This is a genomic window from Gilvimarinus agarilyticus, assembly GCF_000832015.1.
GTDB lineage: Bacteria > Pseudomonadota > Gammaproteobacteria > Pseudomonadales > Cellvibrionaceae > Gilvimarinus > Gilvimarinus agarilyticus.
Window position 1 is genome coordinate 612,990 of the sequence record NZ_JXCJ01000001.1, and the last position, 20,504, is coordinate 633,493.

Here is a 20,504-nt window from a genome sequence, read left to right on the forward strand (position 1 = left end):
CTCTAAGGGGCGGCTTGCGCCACTACAGACACCTCGAGTTGGCACACATCATCCAGTGTAGCGTGCATAACGTCCCCCGGCTGTACCGGGCCGACTCCGGCGGGCGTGCCGGTAAAAATTAAATCGCCGGGGGTTAATTGAACGTAACGCGAGATCTCTGCGAGCAGCTCGGGTACTGGCCAGATCATATCGCGCCAGCTACCTTGCTGCACCAACTTATCGTTTACCCGCAGGTGGAGTTGGTCGGTGCTTTCAAGGTCTTGATAGCGGCCGAGCTGCAGAGCTGAGCACGGCGCCGAGCCATCAAACCCTTTAGCCAGCTCCCAGGGGCGCCCCTGGGCTTTTGCTTCACGCTGGCGGTCGCGACAGGTCATATCCAGGCCCACGGCAAAGCCACACACGGCGTCGCGCGCCTGCTGCTTGCTGGCAGCGCTGAGGGTTTGGTCGATGGCAATGACTAGTTCAAGCTCGTGATGCACCTCCTGGCTAAACCAGGGGCAGCAAAAAGGCTCCCCCTCAGACAACAAAGCGCTGGCAGGCTTAAAAAAGAAAAACGGCGTGCTTCGCTCCGGGTCGTGCCCCATCTCGCGGGCGTGCTCGCGATAGTTGCGGCCAATGCATATGATGCGCGCTACCGGCCAGCGGCGATTACTTTGGTTGATGGCGAGTTCAGTCATTGCGCCGGGCGTCCGTTAAGTACTGATCTTTAAGCGTCACATAATTGGCCGCCGAGTAGCGAAAAAACTCCCGCTCTTTATCTTTTAACGGCCGAACCTGTTTGCAGGGGGAGCCCATATACAAAAAACCGGACTTCAGCCGTTTGCCTGGCGGCACGAGGGTGCCCGCCCCTATCACTACGTCGTCTTCCACCACGGCGCCATCGAGCACGGTAGAGCCGATACCCACCAATACCCGGCTTCCAATGGTACAGCCGTGCAGACAGACGTTGTGGCCTACGGTGACGTCGTCGCCAATGGTGAGCGGAAACCCCTCAGCGTTAAAAGGCCCGGCATGGGTAATATGCAACACCGAGCCATCTTGAATACTGCTGCGTTCGCCTATAGATATACGGTGCATATCACCGCGAATAACCGCAAATGGCCAGACGGAGGTGTCTGCCCCCAGAGTGACGTCGCCGATGACCAGAGCGCAGGGGTCGATGTAAACCGTGGCGTCATAGTGAGGCGTATGATCTTGGTGGCGGCGGATATTCGCGCTATTTGAGTGGTTTTCTGCCATAGTGAATTCCTGCGTGAAAGCTGTGCCTGCCGCGAATGGCGGGCCGATTGGGTGTATCATACCCATTCTTACGCCGAGAAAAAATCGATCCGATCCGGAGGATAAATGAGTCAAGCCAGCGATAACCCGCTTCTGCGTCAGGATACCCTGCCGCCCTTTGCCGAGATTAAACCCGAGCATGTGGTGCCTGCGGTACAGGCCCTAATCAGCGAGGGGCGTGCGCACCTGGAAGCGCTGCTAGCGGGGCTCGACACACCTACCTGGGATACCCTGGTGGCGCCGCTCGAGGCCGAGGACGACCGGCTTGAGCAGGCGTTTGCTCCGGTAAGCCACTTGAATGCGGTGGTTAACACCCCGGAACTACGCGATGCCTACAACGAGAGCATCGCCCTGTTAACCGAGTACAGCACCGAAGTGTCGCAAAATCGCGACCTGTATCAGGCCTATCAGGCGCTGGCGGACAGCGACGAGTATCAAACGCTCTCCAGCACGCAGCAAAAAGTGGTGGAGAATGCCCTGCGCGATTTTCGCTTAGGGGGCGTTAGCCTTGAGGGGGACGACAAACAACGTTACGGCACAATAGCCCAGCGCTTAAGTGAGCTCTCTACCACTTTTGCCAACAATGTGCTGGATGCCACCGGCGCCTGGTATTTGCGCTTTGACAATGCCGAGGCGCTGGCCGGCTTGCCCGATTCGGCTCTGGCCCAGGCCAAACAGGCCGGCGAACAAAAAAAACATGACAATGGTGAGCCGTTAGGTGGTTATGTCGTAACCTTGGATTTTCCCTCGTACCTGGCGGTAATGATGTACGCCGACGATCGCACCCTGCGGGAAAAAATGTATCGTGCGTTTGTCACCCGCGCCTCGGCCGATGGTGTTAAAGCCGATGGCAGCAGCGCCGCCGAGTGGGACAATACCGGTATTATTGCCGAGACTCTTGCATTGAGGCACGAGCAGTCGCGCCTGTTAGGTTTTAACAACTTCGCCGAGCGCTCGCTGGCCAGCAAGATGGCCTCCAGCCCAGAGCAAGTACTCGAATTTTTGCGCGAGCTGGGTGAGAAATCCCGGCCGCGAGCCGAGGCCGATTTTGCCGAGCTAGAAAATTTTGCCCGCGAGCAAGGTTGCGACACACTAGAACCATGGGATGCAACCTATTACGGCGAGCAACTGCGTCAGCACCAGTACGCTATATCGCAAGAACAGCTGCGCCCTTATTTCCCCGCTGAAAAAGTTATCAGCGGCATGTTTGATGTCGTCGCTAAACTGTTTGACATCGATATTTTGCCGGTGGCCAGCTTTGACACTTGGCACCCCGACGTGCGTTTCTATCACATCTTCAAAAATGGCGAACAGATTGCCAGTTTTTATCTGGATATTTTTGCCCGCGAACACAAGCGCGGCGGCGCCTGGATGGCCGATTGCCGGGTTCGCCGGCAGCTAGACGACGGCCGCTATCAGTTACCGGTAGCATTTTTAACCTGTAACTTTACGCCGCCGGTAGGCGAAACCCCGTCGCTGCTTACTCACGATGAAGTCACCACATTGTTTCATGAGTTCGGACACGGTTTGCATCACATGTTAACCGCCATCGACATTGCCGCCGTCAGTGGCATTAACGGCGTGGCGTGGGATGCCGTAGAGCTACCCAGCCAGTTTTTAGAAAACTGGTGTTGGCAGGAAGAGGTAATCGGCATGATCTCCTGTCATTACGAAACCGGTGAGCCTTTGCCTAAAACGCTGCTGGATAAAATGCTGGCCGCCAAGAATTTTCAATCGGGTATGCAAATGATGCGGCAGTTAGAGTTCTCGCTGTTTGATTTTCGCTTGCACGCTGAGTATAACCCCGAGGCGCCCGTAGCGGCGGCGGAGCTACTGGACGAGGTGCGTCAGCAAGTCGCGGTACTTACCCCGCCGGCTTACAATCATTTTGAAAACAGCTTTAGCCATATCTTTGCCGGCGGTTACGCGGCGGGTTATTACAGCTACAAATGGGCCGAAGTGTTATCGGCCGATGCATTCTCAGCATTTGAGGAAGAAGGTATTTTCAACCAAGCTACTGGCAAGCGTTTTTTGCAGGAGATCTTGCAGCGCGGTGGCTCGCGCGAGCCCATGCAACTGTTTGTGAGTTTTCGGGGGCGTGAGCCGCGCATTGATGCGCTATTACGTCACGGCGGACTACTGGAGCAAGCATCGTGAGTACTTACAGTACAACCAAACGATTTTTGGCCGGCGCGATATGTCCGCGCTGCGAAGCGGCCGATGCCATTGTTGTGTACTCCCGGGATGAGCGCGATTTTCGTGAGTGCGTCGACTGCGGTTTTATCGACGAAATGCACTTCGCGCCTCAGGCGCAAGAGCTCGACACGCGGGTTAGTGAGAGCGCTGAAGACACATCGGATGAACAGGTGGTAAAAATTCTATCCTTCCCTTCAGGCTCATCGCGTTAGATGTTATGGCCGCGTCACGTTAGGCTTTGTCGGGCGCGGTTGTGCTTACTGGCGCTTCTTATGGCCGGTCAAGCACAGGCGCAGTTGCCCGATACGCTACATTTAGCTGCGACCGATTGGTGCCCATACTCCTGTGCCGATCAACCCGATCAGCCTGGCATTGTCGCCGAGTATGTACGCTCGGTGTTGGCGCGAGAGAAAATTGACCTACAGCTCACCTTTTTGCCTTGGACGCGAGCGGTAATCGAGGCGCAGCGAGGCGAGTTTGATGGCTTGCTCACGGCGGTAGAGGGTGAGGCTCCGCAATTAACGTTTACCGGGGAACCGGTGGCTGAGTATCAAGATTGTTTCTACACGTTGCCCAACATTACGTGGGAGTATGAAGGGGTAGAGTCGCTGCTGGATATGAGCTTAGGGGTGGTGCAAGGTTACGGTTATGTTGACGAGTTAAATCGGTACATTGCCAAGGCTAATGAGACGCAGGTTGTAGCCTTGCGTGGCGTTAACATTGCGGCGCGATTATGGGATATGTTGCTGCTCAAGCGCTTTGATGTTTTTATCCAAGATCGCCGTGTTATTGCAAATCATGCTTACTCGCATCAGCGCGATAGTTTGAACATTCGTGAAGCGAGTTGTTTGGCTCCGCAGCCTTTTTATCTCGCGTTGTATCCGGAAAATAATTATAGCCGTGAGCTACTAACCCTATTGGATCGGGCCTTTTCAGCCTCCGAGAACCAAGCGTTATGGCTTACATTACAAGAATCTTATTTATCTCAGGCCGAAGCGGCAGCGCCCAAATAGTTGCTGCGTAACTCGTCGAGACTTACCGGCCGGCTAAACTTAAAGCCCTGCAGATAGTCGACATCGCGCTCGGCTAGCCAGCGAGCTTGATCGTCCGTTTCCACGCCTTCAGCGACGACACTTAAATTGAGGCCGCGAGCTAAGCCAATAATAGATTGCACGATAGCGACACTGTCTTTATCGCCGGGTAAATCTTGAATGAATGACCGGTCTATTTTTAGTTTGCTAAAGGGCAGGTGTTTTAATCGTGAAAGCGAAGAATACCCGGTACCAAAGTCATCAATAGAGAGCCCTGGCCCAAGCCGTACCAGCGCTTGTAACGAATGTTGCAGCTCAATTGAGTCGTGGGCGATCACATCCTCGGTAATTTCAAACTCCAGTTGATGACCTGGTATGTGGTAATGGGTTAACAGTGCGGCGATATTGCGCGGCAGGTGGGGGTGCAGCACTTGCTCGACCCCCAAGTTTATAGCTACATGGGCAAGGTGGATCCCACAGCAGCCCAGCCGGTAGATATCTTCACAAACACGACTTATAACCGCTTTATCAAGTTCATACATTAAGCCGGCGCTTTTGGCTAAGGGCAAAAACTCGGCGGGCGTTAGCCAGCCATGTTCGGGGTGCTGCCAACGCACGAGCGCCTCCGCGCTAACAAGGTGGTGACCACGGGCGGCCACAATGGGTTGGTACAATACCGTAAGGCTGTTGTTGTCGATGGCTTTACGTAATTGCCGTTCAAGAGTAAAGCGGGCGCGAGCGTCCCGTGAAATCTGCGCATTAAAAAACCGGGCGTTATTGTGGCCGCGATCTTTGGCCTGGTGCATGGCTGTCTCGGCGTGCCGAAGTAGGGTGGTTACATCGGCGCCATCATCTGGGTAAAAGCATACGCCCGCGCTTAGGGTAACCTGAAGTTTATGTTCGGCAATGACTAATGGTTTTAACAGCTGATCGAGCAGCTCCTCGATAGTTCGCTCCAGTGAGTGTCGCTGTCCAGTGCTGCGGACAATCAACGCAAATTCGTTGCCGCCGGTGCGCGCCACTTTGTCTTTTCCGCGTACCACGAGTTGCCGTAAGTTTCGCGCAACAGCCATAATAATCTGGTCGCCGACGCTCTGCCCAAGGCCCTGATTAATTTGCTTGAGCTTGTCGATGTTAAGCCATATCAATGAGAATGAGTTTTTTCTCTCCGGCGTATTTTGGGTGAGCACGGTGAGCCTTTTTTGTAGTGCCCGCGCATTAGACAACCCCGTTAAGTCGTCAAAGTGAGTGACATAATCAAGTTCTTGCTGGCTTTGCTGCCAAGCTTCGTAGGTATTAATCAGACTTAGCGTGTCGGCAATGGCGGAGACAAACGCGATGCTTGATAGTGACCAGTTGGTGCGCACCCGCGCCTCCAAACAGACGACACCATAGAGCTTACCATGATCAAAAATGGGAACGTCCAGCATGGAGACAATATTTTGCGGGCGCAAATAATCATCGGTAAAGCTGCAGGTACGTAAGTCGGTGCAGGCATCGACGGCATCAATAATGCGCTCATCTAATAGGGCGCGAAAATAAGCCTTATGGTCGGCTTGTTTAAGCTGAGCAGCCTCTCGACAGATACCGTGTTGGCGATCGAGCAGAGCTTCTAGCGAGATGTGATCCAGCTCTGGCTCTAGACGCCAGACACTGACTCGATCTATGTCTAAGGAGTTGCTGCATAGCGTTATTAGCTCTATCAGCTGATGGGCTTTATCCAGGGCAATAAAGTCCTGATTGTGACGCAGGGCCACGAGGCGCTTATGCAAATCAATAAAGTGGTCGCTCTCACCCATATTATTATCGTCACCGAGGGTGGGTATCGGGTGCCCGTAGGGGCACCCCTGAGGCTAAAGATTCATTTAAATATGGCAGCTAAATGTCGAGTTGTCTAATAACAAAACATCAGTCAGGCCCGGTAAAATTTAAAAAAATCGATCGATCCGCCGCCAGACAAGGCCAGCGAGATAGTTCGACCGACCAACCATGGGCGCGGTGGTGAGCAAAAAAATTATCAAATGCGGCGCCGGTAAAATGGTGCTCGGTAAGCAGTATATCGGCCGAAAACAGCACCGCTTGATCTAACTCTATGGCAAAAGGCTCGCCGATTAGCTCGTGGGCCACGATATTAGCCCGGGTGGTGTCCATGGGCACCAAAGGCGAGCCGCACAAACTGATAAAACGGTCGTTGATTTCCTCCAGTAGGCGATGGGCAAGGTACGCCTCGGCCAGCAGCACCTGTAAAGCACTGGAGCCGTGCACCAACTCTGGGGGGCGTAAAAAGTAATCGACGGCCACTTTTAGCAACGGGTCCACCTGTTCATTGATATTGGCATCCCGGGCGATGGTATGAATGGCTTCGATAAAATCCGGCACATGCTCGATATAGCGCACCACAAAGTCAGCCAGCAGTAGTGGCGCTACATCGGCCGATAAGGATATGGCGTTGTGTAAGGTGCTGCTGCGAACTTGCAGGCGTGCGATTAGCGCGGCGGTCTCTTCGCTCGAAGCCGAGAGATCGTCGATCAGGGTACGCATTTGGCCGACCTGTTCGAGTAGCATATTATTTGGTAAATGGCTGCTGGCCTGTGGGTGCATTCCGTCTTCCGGGCAGTGCCACCGCTGCGAGGTGGTGGCGTATTTACGCGTAGGGGGCGGTAACGTTTAGTGAGCCTGCGCCCCGGCAATACTTAATAAAAGTAATACAAGGCCACGGCTTTGCAAGTGATGTGGCCGCTGCGGCCATATATTTATGAAATTATAATGACATCAGGCGCAGTTGCGCGCGAAATACGAGTGCCATAACCAGGCTGCGAGCTAAATTAAAGCTACAAAAGGCGAGCCACAAGCCGCTATTGCCCAGCGGCTGACTCAGCCACCAGAGGGGGAAAAACACACCGGCGGTACAAAGCAGCATAATATTTTGCATCGCCCGTGTGGCCCCGCTGCCTAAAAACACCCCGTCGAGCTGATAGGCCCATACCGTGAGTAGCGGCAGTACCACGACCCAGCCAAATTGTTGGTTTGCATGCGCAAGCACCTCGGGCAGGGCGGTAAACAACGATAACCAGTAATCCTGACCGAGCCAAAACAACAGGCTAATGGCCACGGCCGTTATCAGTGCAAGTACCGTGGTGCCTTGTAGAACGCGGATAAACTCTGGGCGGTTGCGGGCTCCCACGGCCTTACCACACAGTGCTTCAGCGGCGTGGGCGAAGCCGTCCAGCGCGTGCGAGGTGAGCAACACAAATTGCAGCAAAATAGCGTTGGCGGCGACTATTTCGGTGCCCATTCGCGCTCCTTGAGCGGTAAAGAATGTGAACACTCCTAGTAAGCATGCGGTGCGCACAAACAGGTGGCGGTTGACCTGCAGCAGCGGTAAATACTCACTCCAGGCCGTAATACTGCGGCGCCATTGCGCTTTAAGGTGGGTGCGATCGATTTTACCGGCGAGCAGCATTAGCCCCACCGCCAAGGCGCAATACTCGGCAATCACCGATGCCCAGGCGGCACCATCGCTGTTCATTTGCAGGCCGATGATAAACACCACATCCAGAAGTAGATTGACGCCATTGGCCGTTACCACCAGCAGTAGGGGGCGTCGGGTATCTTGCTGACCGATAAACCACCCGATTAAGGTATAGTTGAGCAATGAGGCCGGCGCACTTAACAGCCGAATGGCGCAGTAACTGGCAGCTAAACCGGCGGTGTCGGGCGCCGGCTGCATAAAATAGAGCCCCAGCTCTACCAGCCAGGGTTTTAGCAGCCATAGCGTCAACCCCAGTACCAGCGCCAGAGTCGCCGCTTGCAGCCAGAGCCGGGTGGCTTCGCAACTGTCATTGCGCCCGACAGCGCGGGCTACCAAGCTGGTGGTGCCCATGCGCAAAAAGCCAAACGACCAATACAGCAAAGAGAGCAAACTTGCGCCCACGGCGACGGCGCCAAGATATTTGGCCGCCTCCAGGTGGCCCAGAATGGCAGTATCGACAGCGCCTAACAAAGGCACGCAGAGGTTGCTTAACATAATGGGCCATACTAATGGCCAGATGCCGTGCCAGCGGCCGTTTGCTGCCGGCGAGTGTGAAGGTGATTTTTGCATAGCGCGAATGATACAAGGTTGTCCGCGTGTTGGGTGAGCATCCCGCCGAAGGGGTCGCAAAAGCCACCCTCACACGACAAAATTATTGACATTTTTACTTAGCTATGGCCACATTGAGGGCGCAGATGCGACGATTTGCCGCAGTTTATTAGTCGTACCCCTCCGATTATGCGTTGGTACCCAATAAGCTAACAGCGCGAATCCCACTCGCTGTATTAAAGTGTGGTGGATGAAGTGCGCGTGTTAATTAGGCGCGGCGGTCATAGCAACTGTATAGCGCGAGTTACATCGGAGATGTAATAGACAGGGAAGGGGCGACTAGATCGCGCCGATGTCGAGAAAGTCGGGGGCAAGATATCCGGCCGTAAAACAATAAGCATAATGAAACAGCTAACGGAGAAGATGGGCAATGTTGAAAACAGCACGTGGGCTTTGTGCCTGGATGCTTGGTTTCATGTGTCTGCTGGTGGCAAGTAGCGCACTGGCAGAAGAAGCTGAGCGGTGGAAGTTCAATATGACCCCGGGGGTAACACCGGTTAGTCAGGACGTTTACGGTTTGCATATGCAAATGTTCTGGTGGTGTGTGGGGATCGGCGTCGTCGTATTTGGCGTTATGTTTGTCAGTATGTTTTTGCACCGCAAATCCCGCGGCGTAAAACCGGCGAACTTTCACGAGAGTACCTGGCTCGAACTTCTCTGGACGGCGATTCCTTTCGTTATCCTGATTCTAATGGGCATTCCTGCCTCTAAATCACTGATTGAACTCTACGATACTGAAAAGTCCGAAGTCGATGTACTGATTACCGGTTATCAGTGGCGCTGGAAGTACGAAATTTTAGGCGAAGATGTTAGCTTTTTTAGTAACCTTTCGACTCCGCGCGATCAAATTGAAGGTCACGCCGAAAAAAGCGCAAATTACCTACTCGAAGTTGATGAGCCGCTGGTATTACCTGTCGGTAAAAAAATTCGTTTTCTGGTGACTGCCAGCGATGTGATTCATAACTGGTGGGTACCGGCTTTTGCGGTTAAGCGCGATGCCATTCCCGGTTTTATCAACGACTCCTGGGCCAAAATTGAAGAGCCTGGCATTTACCGTGGCCAATGCGCGGAGCTGTGCGGTAAAGATCACGGCTTTATGCCCATCGTGGTGGATGTAAGGTCGGAAGCCGATTACCGCGCCTGGCTCGACGAGAAAAAAGCCGCCGCTGCGGCCCTTGCCGAGCTAACCGAAAAAACCTTCACTTTTGACGAGCTGTACGCCAAAGGTGAAGAGATCTACAACCGCTCCTGCGCTGCCTGTCACTTAGCCGACGGTGAAGGTGTTCCGGGTGTGTTCCCGGCACTTAAAGGCAGCCCAGTGGCTGTGGGCCCAATTGATCATCACATAGATGTGGTCGTGAACGGCGTCGCGGGCACCGCGATGCAAGCCTTTGGTGAGCAATTGTCCGAGGTGGACATCGCCGCTGTGGTTACCTACGAGCGCAACGCGTGGGGTAACAACATGGGCGATCTGGCTCAACCGCTTGATATTTATAACCATAAACAAGGCAAATAGGAGGTAGACAATGGCTCACGGCCCCGCTAAAGGTTTTACGCGCTGGTTGTATACCACCAACCACAAAGATATTGGCAGCATGTACCTGTGGTTTAGTTTTGCCATGTTTTTCTTAGGTGGCATGTTTGCACTGGTGATTCGCGCCGAGCTGTTTCAGCCCGGTTTACAAATAGTCGAGCCCAACTTTTTTAACCAAATGACCACTATGCACGGTTTGGTGATGGTGTTTGGTGCGGTTATGCCGGCGTTTGTCGGTTTGGCTAACTGGATGGTGCCACTGATGATCGGCGCTCCGGATATGGCACTGCCGCGCATGAACAACTGGAGCTTCTGGATTCTGCCGTTTGCGTTTGCGATGTTGTCATCGACGTTGTTTATGCAAGGCGGTGCCCCCAATTTTGGTTGGACATTCTACGCGCCGCTATCCACCACTTACGCGCCGCCCTCGGTAACCTTCTTTATCTTTGCCATTCACATTATGGGTGCCAGCTCGATCATGGGGGCGATCAACATCATCGCCACCATTTTAAATATGCGCGCTCCCGGCATGACTCTAATGAAGATGCCGCTGTTCGTCTGGACGTGGTTGATTACCGCCTTCTTGCTGATTGCCGTCATGCCGGTGCTCGCGGGCGTCGTCACCATGATGCTGATGGATATTCACTTTGGCACCAGCTTTTTTGATGCGGCCGGCGGTGGTGATCCGGTGTTGTTCCAGCACGTGTTTTGGTTCTTTGGGCACCCCGAGGTGTACATCATGATCTTGCCTGCGTTTGGTATCGTCAGTGCGATCATCCCCACCTTTGCCCGCAAGCCGTTGTTTGGTTATGCCTCCATGGTGTACGCCACCGCCGCCATTGCGATTTTGAGCTTTGTGGTGTGGGCGCACCATATGTTTACCGTGGGTATGCCGATTGCCGGTGAGTTGTTCTTTATGTGGGCGACCATGCTGATCTCGGTACCTACCGGGGTTAAAGTATTCAACTGGGTGGCCACGATGTTCAAAGGCTCTATGACCTTTGAAACCCCGATGCTGTTCTCTATTGCCTTTGTCATCTTGTTTACGATTGGTGGCTTCTCGGGTCTGATGCTTGCCATTGCGCCGGCAGATTTCCAGTATCACGACACCTATTTTGTGGTGGCGCACTTTCACTATGTGTTGGTGCCTGGAGCAATTTTCTCTATCACCGCAGGCGTGTATTACTGGCTGCCTAAGTGGTGCGGCAATATGTACAACGAGACCATGGGTAAAATTCACTTTTGGCTGGCGTTTATCGGCCTGAATGTGACCTTCTTCCCCATGCACTTCTCGGGCCTTGCTGGTATGCCGCGTCGTATCCCGGACTACAACCTGATGTTCGCCGACTGGAACATGATCTCGTCGGTAGGAGCATTTTTGTTTGGCGCTGCCCAGGTGGTGTTTTTATACAATGTCATCGCGACCATTGTTTCGGGTAAAAAGGCGACCGATGAAGTATGGGATAACCCGGAAGGCTTGGAGTGGACGGTGGCTTCGCCTGCGCCATACCACACATTTGCCGAGCCACCTGAAGTTAAGTAAGGCGTGAGTCCGAGATAGCGATGAACTTATCGTGGCCAAACAACCCGATTACAGCGCTAAGCGTAAAGCTTGGCCTTACAGTGTGCGGCATGTTTGTATTTGCGATTTGGATCATGCCGCCTCTGTACGATGCGTTTTGCGATATCACCGGGTTAAACGGTAAAACCGGCGATAAGTACGAGGTAGTTGACACCGCCGTTGATACCAGTCGAGTGATCAATGTGCAGTTTGTCGCTACCAATAACGAAGGTATGCCCTGGAAGTTTGGTCCCGAGATTAAACAAATGTCGGTGCACCCGGGCGAGCAAGCCATGATTAATTATCTGGCAAGCAACCCTACCGGAAACGACATGGTAGGGCAGGCCATACCGAGTTTGGTGCCTTACAAAGCGGCCAATTTTTTTCACAAAACCGAGTGCTTTTGCTTTGAGCAGCAAGCACTGTTAGCAGGAAAGGATGCCATCTTGCCGATGATGTTTATTGTCGATCAAGATATTCCTGAACACATTAAAACGATCACGTTAAGTTACACGCTGTTTGATGTTACCGATCGTTTTAGCAAAGACGAGTTGTTAAGCATGGCCCACGATGGGCTTTAACATTAACCGCAAAACAATAAAATTTCGGCGGGGAGTACAACTATGAGTGCAGGAACCTACTACGTACCGGAGCAGAGCCGGCTGCCCATATGGGCGAGCTTTGGCCTGTTCTTGACGGTATTTGGTGCGGCCAATTGGATGAACGGTAGCGATAAAGGCCCCTATTTGTTTTTTGTCGGTGGCTTAGTGTTTGCGACTGTACTGTGGAAGTGGTTTAGCATTGCTATCTCAGAAAATATGGCGGGTATGAACAGCCCACAGCTAAAGCGCTCTTACGTTATGGGCATGCAGTGGTTCATTTTCTCTGAAGTAATGTTCTTTGCCGCATTCTTTGGCGCGCTGTTTTATATTCGCACCCTTGCGCTGCCGTGGCTGGCCGGTGAGGGTGACGGTGTTGATAACCCACTGTTGTGGCCCAACTTTACCGCCGAATGGCCTTTGATGACGACGCCGGATATGGCATTAAACGGCGATGCCGCCACCCGCTTAGGCCCTAAAGACAGTATGACGTTTCCAGGTTGGGGCGGGTTACTGGGCTGGTTGCCACTGTGGAATACTATTATCCTGTTAAGCTCGAGTGTGACGGTACACTTTGCCCACAGCGCCATTAAAAACAACAACCGCAAAAGCTTTAATATCTGGTTGGGGGTGACGGTTTTACTGGGCGTTATATTCTTGATTTTACAGGCCGAGGAATACATTCACGCTTATAACGAGCTCGGTTTAACCTTGCAGTCCGGCATTTACGGCACCACCTTCTTTATGCTGACGGGCTTTCACGGTGCCCACGTAACCATCGGTACACTGATGCTGTTTATTATGTGGATGCGCTCGATGCTAAAAGGCCACTTTAAACCCGACGATAACTTTGGCTTTGAAGCGGCCAGTTGGTATTGGCACTTTGTGGATGTGGTTTGGGTTGGTTTATTTTTTGTTGTCTACGTGTTTGGCTAATAATAAAGCTCCTTCCCCTGGGTCAGCGAAGGTGCTGATCCCAGGGGGCGGTATCGGTTAAAATACCAGAGTAAAAACCGTATACGACACAGATCATCATTAAACTGGCAAGTGCGATACGAATGCCCAGCGCATACAGTGTACGTTTTTTATTGGGTACGCCGGCGTCGCGTAAAAGGTACGTTAGGCCCGCCGTTAAGCTGAGTACAATGCCAATAAACAGTATTAAAATAATTATTTTTAGCCACATAATAAAACCATTGATTGAATGAGCTAACGTCAGATAAGCTCAACGAGCTAAGAAGCGAGTTGGCCGATAAGCCCGTTAAATAGCCAACTGCCTAGATAGTAACGCAGGCGACGTATTTGCCCAAGCAACTGTTTACGCCCAGCCAAAAAATAGCATCAAAAGTGGGCACCATAACGGACTGTTGTATTTCAGATGTATTGATAGAGTCTTAGTTAAAAGCTTGAGGTAGAGGTACGCCTTGTGACACCCGGTTCCACAGTTCGCTCACGCCTTACCCTAACGCCCAATCGCGCGCTTATCGCTTTGTCGGTTGTATTCTTGCCTGTGCTTATAGGGTTGGGGTTTTGGCAGCTAGAGCGTGCTGAGCAAAAGCGCACCGTGTTACAGCAAGTGCAACAGCGTCAGGCTAGCGCACCGGTAGAGCTCAGCGAGGCAGCGCTTACAGGTTTGCAGCCCTACACCCGTGTCATTGCTCGCGGTGAATTTGACAACAAACATATTTGGCTGCTGGATAATCGCCAACGCGATGGTCAAACAGGCTTTGAAGTGGTACAAATATTTAAATTGGATAATCAACAAAATATTTTGGTTAATCGTGGTTGGTTGTTAGGCGATGTTAGTCGTACACAGTTACCCCAAGTACCAATGTTAAACGGTAAGATCAGTTTATTTGCCCAACTTTATCCCGTAACGTCACACCCCTTACTAAGTGCTAAGGCCGAGAAATCTGGCTGGCCACGGATAATCACGGAGGTGGATGTGGACCAAATGGCCGAAGATGTCGGGCAGCCTTTAGCCGAGGGGGTGTTAAAGATTGATGAAGCTAGCCCCGGGGCGCTACGCACCGGTTGGCAGGCGGTTAATATGATGCCCGAGCGCCATACAGGTTATGCCTTGCAATGGTTTGGTTTGGCGTCAGCGTTGGTGGTGCTAACACTATTTGCAAATACCAATCTCGCCACTCTATGGCGCCATAATCGGCACAAAGATGTAACCGACAATAACAAATAGGTCGATGTAAATGACAGATTCCCAATCAGCTCAGCCCCCCGCGAATAAAAGGCGCGGTCAGATTCAAGCGCTATTGTTGATGCTAATTGTGGCACTGCCTATGATTGCCGCTTACACCATGTATCACACAGGCTGGGGCATCCCCGACGGCACCGTAAATAAAGGTATGTTAGTTACCCCACCTATCGAGGTTGGGGCGCTGGTACCCAAAGAGCAGGGCGAATTGTGGCAGATCAAAAGCGAGCCAAAGCGCTGGCGCTATGTTGTAGTGGGGGAGGGAAGCTGCGATCAAACCTGCTTGGATAATTTATACCTCACACGTCAGGTGCATATTCGCCTGAATGAAAAAGCCGATCGTGTCGAGCGCATTTATTTACTACTTGATGACGAGCTGAGCCCAGAGCTTGCGGCTCATATTGCGGAGCAACACCCCCTGTTACGGGTAATGACCGTCAATCGTAGCGATCTTTTACAAGCGTTACAGGCGAGTAATATCAGCGAGGATCCGGTGGTTTCAGGACGCTACTTTTTGATGGATCAGGAAGGCTTTTTAATGCTCTCTTACACGCCGGAGCACACCGGAGGCGAGTTATTAAAAGACGTGAAAAAAATGTTAAAAACCTCCTACGAATAAGAGCGCTGCATGATTGAGAAAACATCGTTTAATTGGGGGCTTAGGTTAGCGGTATTGACAACAGCGTTAGCTTGTGTGGYGGTGGTGCTGGGGGCCTTTACCCGCCTTGCAGATGCCGGCCTCGGTTGCCCCGATTGGCCCGGTTGCTATGGCCACTTAACCTGGCCCACCACAGATGAACACGTGGAAGCGGCCGAAGCGCTGTTCCCCGAGGCGCCGGTCGAGCACGATAAAACCTGGCCCGAGATGGTGCACCGCCACTTTGCCGGCACCCTGGGTTTATTGATTTTGGCCATAACCATCATTACCTGGCGCCGCGCTGCTAAAACCGGCGAGCCTTTGCCGCGTATGCACACCCTAGGGTTACTGCTGTTGGTGATTGTGCAGGCGGCGTTTGGAATGTGGACGGTGACGCTAAAGCTTTGGCCACAGGTGGTCACCGCGCATTTACTGGGTGGGTTTGCCACCTTGAGTATGTTGTGGTTGTTGGTGCAACGGTTGGGGCAGCGGCAGTGGTCTGTACCGGCCGAGGTTTTCTCACGTCTGCGAAACGTGCGGCCGCTCGCCCTGCTGGTTATGTTGTTTGTTATTGTACAAATCGCTCTGGGTGGCTGGACTAGTTCAAACTACGCAGCGCTTGCCTGCACCGATTTTCCAACTTGCCACGGCGAGTGGTGGCCGGCCATGGACGTAGCGCGGGGCTTTAATTTAGCCCAAAGCATCGGCCCCAACTATTTGGGCGGCTTGCTTGAGGGCGAGGCGCGTACCGCGATTCATGTGGCCCACCGGTTAGGCGCACTGGTGGTTAGTATCAGTGTTGTATTGTTAGCGGTACGACTGTTGCAAATCGGCAGCGTGTGCACGGCGTTAGGCTATACCCTGCTGGGCGTGCTTTTATTGCAGGTGAGCTTAGGCATCACGAATGTGCTGGCACATCTGCCGCTGGCGGTGGCCGTAGCCCACAATGCGGGAGGGGCATTGCTGTTATTGGTACTGGTGACCTTGACGCATAGGCTTTATACAGCGCAAAGTAACTAACAGATAGGCGGCACGCACCACTGCAGTTGGTGCACAAGCGAGTAAACATAACAAACAAGCGGTAGCCTTATGACCCAAACACAGACACAAGCAGCACACGGCTCGGCGAGTTGGCGCGATTACTACGAGCTGACCAAGCCGCGCGTGGTTATGCTGATGATATTAACCTCGGTGATTGGCATGTTACTGGCTGTGCCCGGTATGGTGCCACTCGACGTGCTTATTATTGGCAACCTGGGTATCGCACTGTGTGCGGGCTCCGCCGCGGCGGTAAATCATCTGGTGGATCGCGGCATCGATAAAAAAATGGCGCGCACCCACAACCGGCCCATTGCCAAGGGCCGGTTGGAGCCAATTCAAGCGGCCATGTTTGCACTGATAATTGGCGCTATTGGCCTGACGCTATTGGTGGTGTTTATCAATACGCTTACGGCGGTGCTAACACTGGTATCGTTGCTGGGCTATGCGGTGGTCTATACCCTGTTTTTAAAACGCGCTACTCCGCAAAATATTGTTATTGGCGGCATTGCCGGGGCGGCTCCGCCACTTCTGGGGTGGACAGCTGTTACCGGCACCCTGGATGGCCACGCTTTATTGCTGGTGCTGATTATTTTTGCCTGGACGCCGCCGCATTTTTGGGCGCTGGCCGTACACCGTAAAGACGAATACGCCAAAGCCGATATCCCGATGCTGCCGGTTACTCACGGTGAGCAATACACTAAGCTTCACATATTTTTGTACACCATCATTATGGTGTTGGTCACCGTGCTGCCTTTTGCTACGGGCATGATGAACTGGCTCTACCTCATCGGTGCGTTGGTGCTGGGCGCCGGGTTTATTTACTGGTCGTTAATGATGCTGTTCAGTAAGCGCGAAGGCGTGGGTATGGATACCTTTAAGTATTCAATCATTTATTTGATGGCGCTGTTTGTGGTGATGTTGCTCGACCACTACCTGATGCCGGTAACCCACCCGTTTTAAGGATTACTTGTGACCGCATTAGATGCAAAAGCCCAAACACGCCGTGGTATTCGCTTTACCGTCATCGGCTGTATTGTTTTTATGGTGGTATTGTTAACACTGCTGATTAATAAACTCACCACACCGCGCATTATGTCGGCCGATGAGCTGCGCCTAAACGGCGCTATCGTGTTTGATACACCGCGCCGCTTTGATGACTTTACCCTGCTTAACCACAAGGGCGAGCCCTTTACCCGCGATGACTTTGTGGGCCAGTGGTCACTGGTGTTTTTTGGGTTTACCCACTGCCCCGATATTTGCCCCACCACCATGGCCGAGCTGGATCGTTTAGTCAGTAAACTGCCGGACGATATCGCCGATGACACCCAAGTCGTGTTGGTTAGCCTGGACCCCGCCCGCGATACCCCCGATGTTTTATCAGAATACGTGGGCTATTTTGACCCGGAGTTTATTGGTGTTACCGGTGACTTTTTAACGTTGCGCCGGTTTGCCAACCAAGTAAACGTGGCTTTCAACAAAGTCACTATTGGCGACGACTATACGGTCGATCACTCGGGTAATATTGTCTTGATCAACCCGCGTGGCGATTACCACGGATTTTTTAAACCGCCCTTTGAGCTCGCCAAGCTTAAAGCCACTTATAGCTCTATCCAGCAGAGCTTTGAGCACTGATTGCATACCCCGCTATAAACTTCACCGCTTTTTGAACGTAATGTCTGGCCGGCTACTATAACGCCGGCGGGCGTCCTCGTGTTTACAATAAGCCTTTTTATATGGAAAATGCTTTGTGCTAGTAAAAATTAGCGCTTTGGCGAAGCCTCTGGCCGATAACACCGACATAAATAGCGAGGAGGCGGACTTTCCGTCACAACATCATGGCTCTAAGTACACGACGTAAAGCGGCACTCACTTGTCTTGCATTACTAGCGCTGTCTTTGGTCGGGCGCGTGGCTTTTGCTGCCCCCGTGCTTTGGTTCAACAGCCCGGCTCATGGCTGGGAGCGCGAGGGCATGCCCATTGGCAATGGCGCCATGGGGGCGGTTATCTTTGGCGGTGTCGAGCAAGAAGTGCTGCAGCTGAACGAAAAGACCCTGTGGGAGGGTGGGCCAGGCTCCAAACAGGGTTATGACTTTGGCGTGCCCCCCAAAGGTGACCAAGTCGCGGCACTGAAAAAAGTGCAGGGCATACTGGCAAAACAAGGTCGCATGTCACCGGAGGCTGCGGCTGAGCTGATGGGCCGTGACATCAAAGGGTATGGTAATTACCAGAATTTTGGTGAGCTGGAAATTGACATCGCCGGCCAAGGGGAGGTGAGCCAATACCGCCGCGAACTGGATTTGACCCGCGGTATTGCCCGCGTTAGTTATGCTCGGGGCGGTATCCGCTATAACCGCGAGTACTTTTACAGTTATCCCGATCAAACGTTGGTGGTAAACCTGAGCGCCGACCGAGCTGGTGCCATCAGTGTGAAAGCGGCTTTGGATATACCCGACAATCGCAGCGTCACTTTTAGCCGCCAGGATGGCTTGTTAACGGTGCAGGGCGCGCTGCATGATAACGGCCTTATCTATGAGGGGCAGTTGGTTGTGCGGGCTACAGGCGCCGAGGTAGGGCAAGGCAAAGGCAACAATAGCCTCAGCGTACAAAACGCCGACAGCGTGACCTTACTGTTTAGCGCTGCCACCAATTACCGCCAGCAATATCCGGATTATCGCGGGGAGCACCCGCACCGCGCGCTCAGCCAAACGGTAAATGCCGCGCTAAGCAAAACCTTGACGCAGTTGCGCGACGCCCACCTTGAAGATTATCAGGCGCTGTTTAGCCGCGTTAGTTTGGATATTGGCCAGATAGCGCCCAATGTCCCGACGCCGGAGTTGCTCGCCCAGTACGGTAAAGGCGATGCCGCGTTAGACCGGACGCTGGAGGCGCTGTATTTTCAGTTTGGCCGCTATTTGTTGATCAGCTCCTCGCGCGCCGGCAGTTTACCGGCCAATTTGCAGGGGGTTTGGAATCACTCCAACACGCCGCCCTGGAACGCGGACTATCACGTCAACATTAACCTGCAAATGAATTACTGGCCGGCGTTGGTGACTAATCTCGCTGAAACCGCGACGCCGTTGTATGACTTTGTCGATTCGTTAGTCGAGCCGGGCCGGGTGTCGGCGCAAAAGCTGGTAGGCGCCAAGGGCTGGACGCTATTTCTGAACACCAATATTTACGGTTTTACTGGCGTCATCGCCTGGCCTACGGCGTTTTGGCAGCCCGAGTCGGCCGCCTGGCTGATGCAGCACTACTACGAGCACTACCTGTTTACCGGTGATGAGGCGTTTCTCGCCGAGCGCGCCTACCCAATTATGAAGCAAGCCGCGCAGTTTTGGCTCGATGCGCTGGTGCAGGACGACGACTCGTTGGTCGTAAGCCCGAGCTTCTCTCCCGAGCACGGCGATTTTACCGTAGCCGCCGCCATGAGCCAGCAAATCGTGACCGAGTTATTTAGCAACACCCGCGCCGCGGCGCTCAAGTTAGATGACGGCGGGTTTGCCGGCAAGTTAACAGCGGCTCTGGCCAAGCTCGAGCCCGGCCTGCGTATTGGTAGCTGGGGTCAGCTGCAAGAATGGCGTGTGGATCTGGACGATAAAACCAGCCAGCACCGGCATGTTTCGCAGCTTTACGCGCTGCATCCGGGGCGAGTGATTAGCCCCGCGCAAACGCCCACGCTGGCCGAGGCCGCCAAAGTAACCCTTAATGCCCGTGGCGATGGCGGTACTGGTTGGTCGCAAGCCTGGAAGATCAACTTTTGGGCGCGCCTGCTGGATGGCGATCGCGCTCATAAAGTGCTGGGTGAACAATTTAAGCGCAGCACACTGCCTAACTTGTGGGACAACCACCCACCGTTTCAAATTGATGGCAACTTTGGCGCTACCGCCGGTATCGCCGAGATGCTGCTACAAAGTCACGCCGGTCATATAGCCTTGTTGCCGGCACTGCCAAACCACTGGCCCAAGGGCCGGGTAAAAGGTTTGCGTGCGCGTGGCGGTTTAACGGTGGATATACATTGGCGCGACGGCGCGTTAACCCAAGCAACGCTACGGGCTGATCAAACCGGTGAGTTTGCCTTGCCGGCCGGCAATTACCAACTTACCCGCGCGGATACCGGCCAGGCATTAGCGCTTAAGCCGCGCGATGGCCTCGTGCATTTTGTGCTGGCAGGCGGGCAGCGGTATCACCTGACGCCAATCTCATCTAAGCCCTAATCGCCTTCCGCTGGCTTAAGGGGGCCGCAAAGCTCCCGCCATTTGCCACCTAAGCCCATT

The 20,504-nt window shown here is 53.3% G+C and carries 19 protein-coding genes; 13 read left to right on the forward strand and 6 right to left on the reverse strand.

Going from position 1 to position 20,504, the window contains the following annotated elements; all coding sequences use genetic code 11:
* Positions 1-2: 2 nt before the first annotated feature.
* Complete coding sequence (locus SD69_RS02760; protein ID WP_041521988.1) at positions 3-677, reverse strand: fumarylacetoacetate hydrolase family protein; 675 nt, start codon at positions 675-677, stop codon at positions 3-5.
* Positions 670-1,239 carry a gamma carbonic anhydrase family protein gene (locus SD69_RS02765; protein WP_041521989.1) on the reverse strand — a complete coding sequence of 190 codons (570 nt, stop codon included), beginning with the start codon at positions 1,237-1,239 and terminating at the stop codon, positions 670-672. The genes SD69_RS02760 and SD69_RS02765 overlap by 8 nt, the downstream gene beginning before the upstream one ends.
* A 105-nt stretch (positions 1,240-1,344) precedes the next feature.
* On the opposite strand from SD69_RS02765, the gene prlC reads away from it, so the two are divergent.
* From prlC to SD69_RS02780, 3 genes are read left to right on the forward strand one after another with little or no spacing between them, the layout of a single operon-like run.
* Entirely contained in the window at positions 1,345-3,435 is a 2,091-nt protein-coding gene (prlC, locus tag SD69_RS02770) for an oligopeptidase A (RefSeq protein ID WP_041521990.1), read from the forward strand.
* Positions 3,432-3,686 carry a YheV family putative zinc ribbon protein gene (locus SD69_RS02775; protein ID WP_041521991.1) on the forward strand — a complete coding sequence of 85 codons (255 nt, stop codon included), beginning with the start codon at positions 3,432-3,434 and terminating at the stop codon, positions 3,684-3,686. Before prlC ends, SD69_RS02775 begins: the two co-directional genes overlap by 4 nt.
* A gap of 60 nt (positions 3,687-3,746) precedes the next feature.
* A complete protein-coding gene (locus SD69_RS02780; protein WP_041521992.1) occupies positions 3,747-4,487 on the forward strand; it encodes a substrate-binding periplasmic protein in 741 nt (246 codons plus the stop codon).
* On the opposite strand, the gene SD69_RS02785 is transcribed toward SD69_RS02780, so the two are convergent.
* From SD69_RS02785 to SD69_RS02795, 3 genes are all read right to left on the reverse strand, one after another.
* Complete coding sequence (locus SD69_RS02785) at positions 4,460-6,304, reverse strand: putative bifunctional diguanylate cyclase/phosphodiesterase (protein ID WP_041521993.1); 1,845 nt, start codon at positions 6,302-6,304, stop codon at positions 4,460-4,462. The genes SD69_RS02780 and SD69_RS02785 overlap by 28 nt on opposite strands.
* Positions 6,305-6,413: 109 nt before the next feature.
* On the reverse strand, positions 6,414-7,046 hold the full coding sequence (locus tag SD69_RS02790; RefSeq protein WP_157471596.1) for a hypothetical protein: 633 nt from the start codon (positions 7,044-7,046) through the stop codon (positions 6,414-6,416).
* A 220-nt stretch (positions 7,047-7,266) separates the two neighbouring features.
* The gene (locus tag SD69_RS02795; protein ID WP_052480835.1) at positions 7,267-8,607 is read right to left on the reverse strand and encodes an MATE family efflux transporter; all 1,341 of its coding nucleotides are present in this window, start codon (positions 8,605-8,607) and stop codon (positions 7,267-7,269) included.
* Between the two features lie 409 nt (positions 8,608-9,016).
* Here SD69_RS02795 and coxB point away from each other — a divergent pair, with 409 nt between their 5' ends.
* The 4 genes from coxB to SD69_RS02815 are packed head-to-tail and all read left to right on the forward strand — an operon-like array spanning position 9,017 to position 13,276.
* Positions 9,017-10,162, forward strand: coding sequence for a cytochrome c oxidase subunit II (coxB, locus tag SD69_RS02800; protein WP_052480836.1), 1,146 nt, complete (start codon positions 9,017-9,019; stop codon positions 10,160-10,162).
* Between the two features lie 10 nt (positions 10,163-10,172).
* Positions 10,173-11,723 (forward strand): cytochrome c oxidase subunit I, encoded by a 1,551-nt coding sequence (ctaD, locus tag SD69_RS02805; protein WP_041521994.1) that lies wholly within the window; start codon positions 10,173-10,175, stop codon positions 11,721-11,723.
* Between the two features lie 20 nt (positions 11,724-11,743).
* On the forward strand, positions 11,744-12,322 hold the full coding sequence (locus SD69_RS02810) for a cytochrome c oxidase assembly protein (protein ID WP_041521995.1): 579 nt from the start codon (positions 11,744-11,746) through the stop codon (positions 12,320-12,322).
* Between the two features lie 42 nt (positions 12,323-12,364).
* A complete protein-coding gene (locus SD69_RS02815) occupies positions 12,365-13,276 on the forward strand; it encodes a cytochrome c oxidase subunit 3 (protein ID WP_041521996.1) in 912 nt (303 codons plus the stop codon).
* A gap of 22 nt (positions 13,277-13,298) precedes the next feature.
* Here the strand turns inward: SD69_RS02815 and SD69_RS02820 are convergent, their stop codons facing one another.
* Positions 13,299-13,526, reverse strand: a complete 228-nt coding sequence (locus tag SD69_RS02820; RefSeq protein WP_041521997.1) for a DUF2909 family protein — start codon at positions 13,524-13,526, stop codon at positions 13,299-13,301.
* Between the two features lie 240 nt (positions 13,527-13,766).
* Here SD69_RS02820 and SD69_RS02825 point away from each other — a divergent pair, with 240 nt between their 5' ends.
* From SD69_RS02825 to SD69_RS02850, 6 genes are all read left to right on the forward strand, one after another.
* On the forward strand, positions 13,767-14,537 hold the full coding sequence (locus SD69_RS02825; RefSeq protein WP_052480837.1) for an SURF1 family protein: 771 nt from the start codon (positions 13,767-13,769) through the stop codon (positions 14,535-14,537).
* A gap of 10 nt (positions 14,538-14,547) precedes the next feature.
* On the forward strand, positions 14,548-15,171 hold the full coding sequence (locus SD69_RS02830) for a hypothetical protein (RefSeq protein ID WP_157471597.1): 624 nt from the start codon (positions 14,548-14,550) through the stop codon (positions 15,169-15,171).
* Positions 15,172-15,180: 9 nt separating this feature from the next.
* Positions 15,181-16,209, forward strand: a complete 1,029-nt coding sequence (locus tag SD69_RS02835) for a COX15/CtaA family protein (protein ID WP_041521998.1) — start codon at positions 15,181-15,183, stop codon at positions 16,207-16,209.
* 69 nt (positions 16,210-16,278) lie between these two features.
* Complete coding sequence (gene cyoE, locus SD69_RS02840; RefSeq protein ID WP_041521999.1) at positions 16,279-17,190, forward strand: heme o synthase; 912 nt, start codon at positions 16,279-16,281, stop codon at positions 17,188-17,190.
* 9 nt (positions 17,191-17,199) lie between these two features.
* The gene (locus SD69_RS02845; RefSeq protein ID WP_041522000.1) at positions 17,200-17,862 is read left to right on the forward strand and encodes an SCO family protein; all 663 of its coding nucleotides are present in this window, start codon (positions 17,200-17,202) and stop codon (positions 17,860-17,862) included.
* A 275-nt stretch (positions 17,863-18,137) separates the two neighbouring features.
* Positions 18,138-20,444, forward strand: a complete 2,307-nt coding sequence (locus SD69_RS02850) for a glycosyl hydrolase family 95 catalytic domain-containing protein (RefSeq protein WP_232301144.1) — start codon at positions 18,138-18,140, stop codon at positions 20,442-20,444.
* Positions 20,445-20,504 lie beyond the last annotated feature (60 nt).

Excerpts from the sequence above, each read along its gene's own strand:
- SD69_RS02760 (WP_041521988.1), bottom strand. The coding sequence starts at position 677 with ATGACTGAACTCGCCATCAACCAAAGTAATCGCCGCTGGCCGGTAGCG.
- SD69_RS02765 (WP_041521989.1), bottom strand. The coding sequence starts at position 1,239 with ATGGCAGAAAACCACTCAAATAGCGCGAATATCCGCCGCCACCAAGAT.
- prlC (WP_041521990.1), top strand. The coding sequence starts at position 1,345 with ATGAGTCAAGCCAGCGATAACCCGCTTCTGCGTCAGGATACCCTGCCG.
- SD69_RS02780 (WP_041521992.1), top strand. The coding sequence starts at position 3,747 with ATGGCCGGTCAAGCACAGGCGCAGTTGCCCGATACGCTACATTTAGCT.
- SD69_RS02785 (WP_041521993.1), bottom strand. The coding sequence starts at position 6,304 with ATGGGTGAGAGCGACCACTTTATTGATTTGCATAAGCGCCTCGTGGCC.
- SD69_RS02790 (WP_157471596.1), bottom strand. The coding sequence starts at position 7,046 with ATGCGTACCCTGATCGACGATCTCTCGGCTTCGAGCGAAGAGACCGCC.
- SD69_RS02795 (WP_052480835.1), bottom strand. The coding sequence starts at position 8,607 with ATGCAAAAATCACCTTCACACTCGCCGGCAGCAAACGGCCGCTGGCAC.
- coxB (WP_052480836.1), top strand. The coding sequence starts at position 9,017 with ATGTTGAAAACAGCACGTGGGCTTTGTGCCTGGATGCTTGGTTTCATG.
- ctaD (WP_041521994.1), top strand. The coding sequence starts at position 10,173 with ATGGCTCACGGCCCCGCTAAAGGTTTTACGCGCTGGTTGTATACCACC.
- SD69_RS02810 (WP_041521995.1), top strand. The coding sequence starts at position 11,744 with ATGAACTTATCGTGGCCAAACAACCCGATTACAGCGCTAAGCGTAAAG.
- SD69_RS02815 (WP_041521996.1), top strand. The coding sequence starts at position 12,365 with ATGAGTGCAGGAACCTACTACGTACCGGAGCAGAGCCGGCTGCCCATA.
- SD69_RS02820 (WP_041521997.1), bottom strand. The coding sequence starts at position 13,526 with ATGTGGCTAAAAATAATTATTTTAATACTGTTTATTGGCATTGTACTC.
- SD69_RS02830 (WP_157471597.1), top strand. The coding sequence starts at position 14,548 with ATGACAGATTCCCAATCAGCTCAGCCCCCCGCGAATAAAAGGCGCGGT.
- cyoE (WP_041521999.1), top strand. The coding sequence starts at position 16,279 with ATGACCCAAACACAGACACAAGCAGCACACGGCTCGGCGAGTTGGCGC.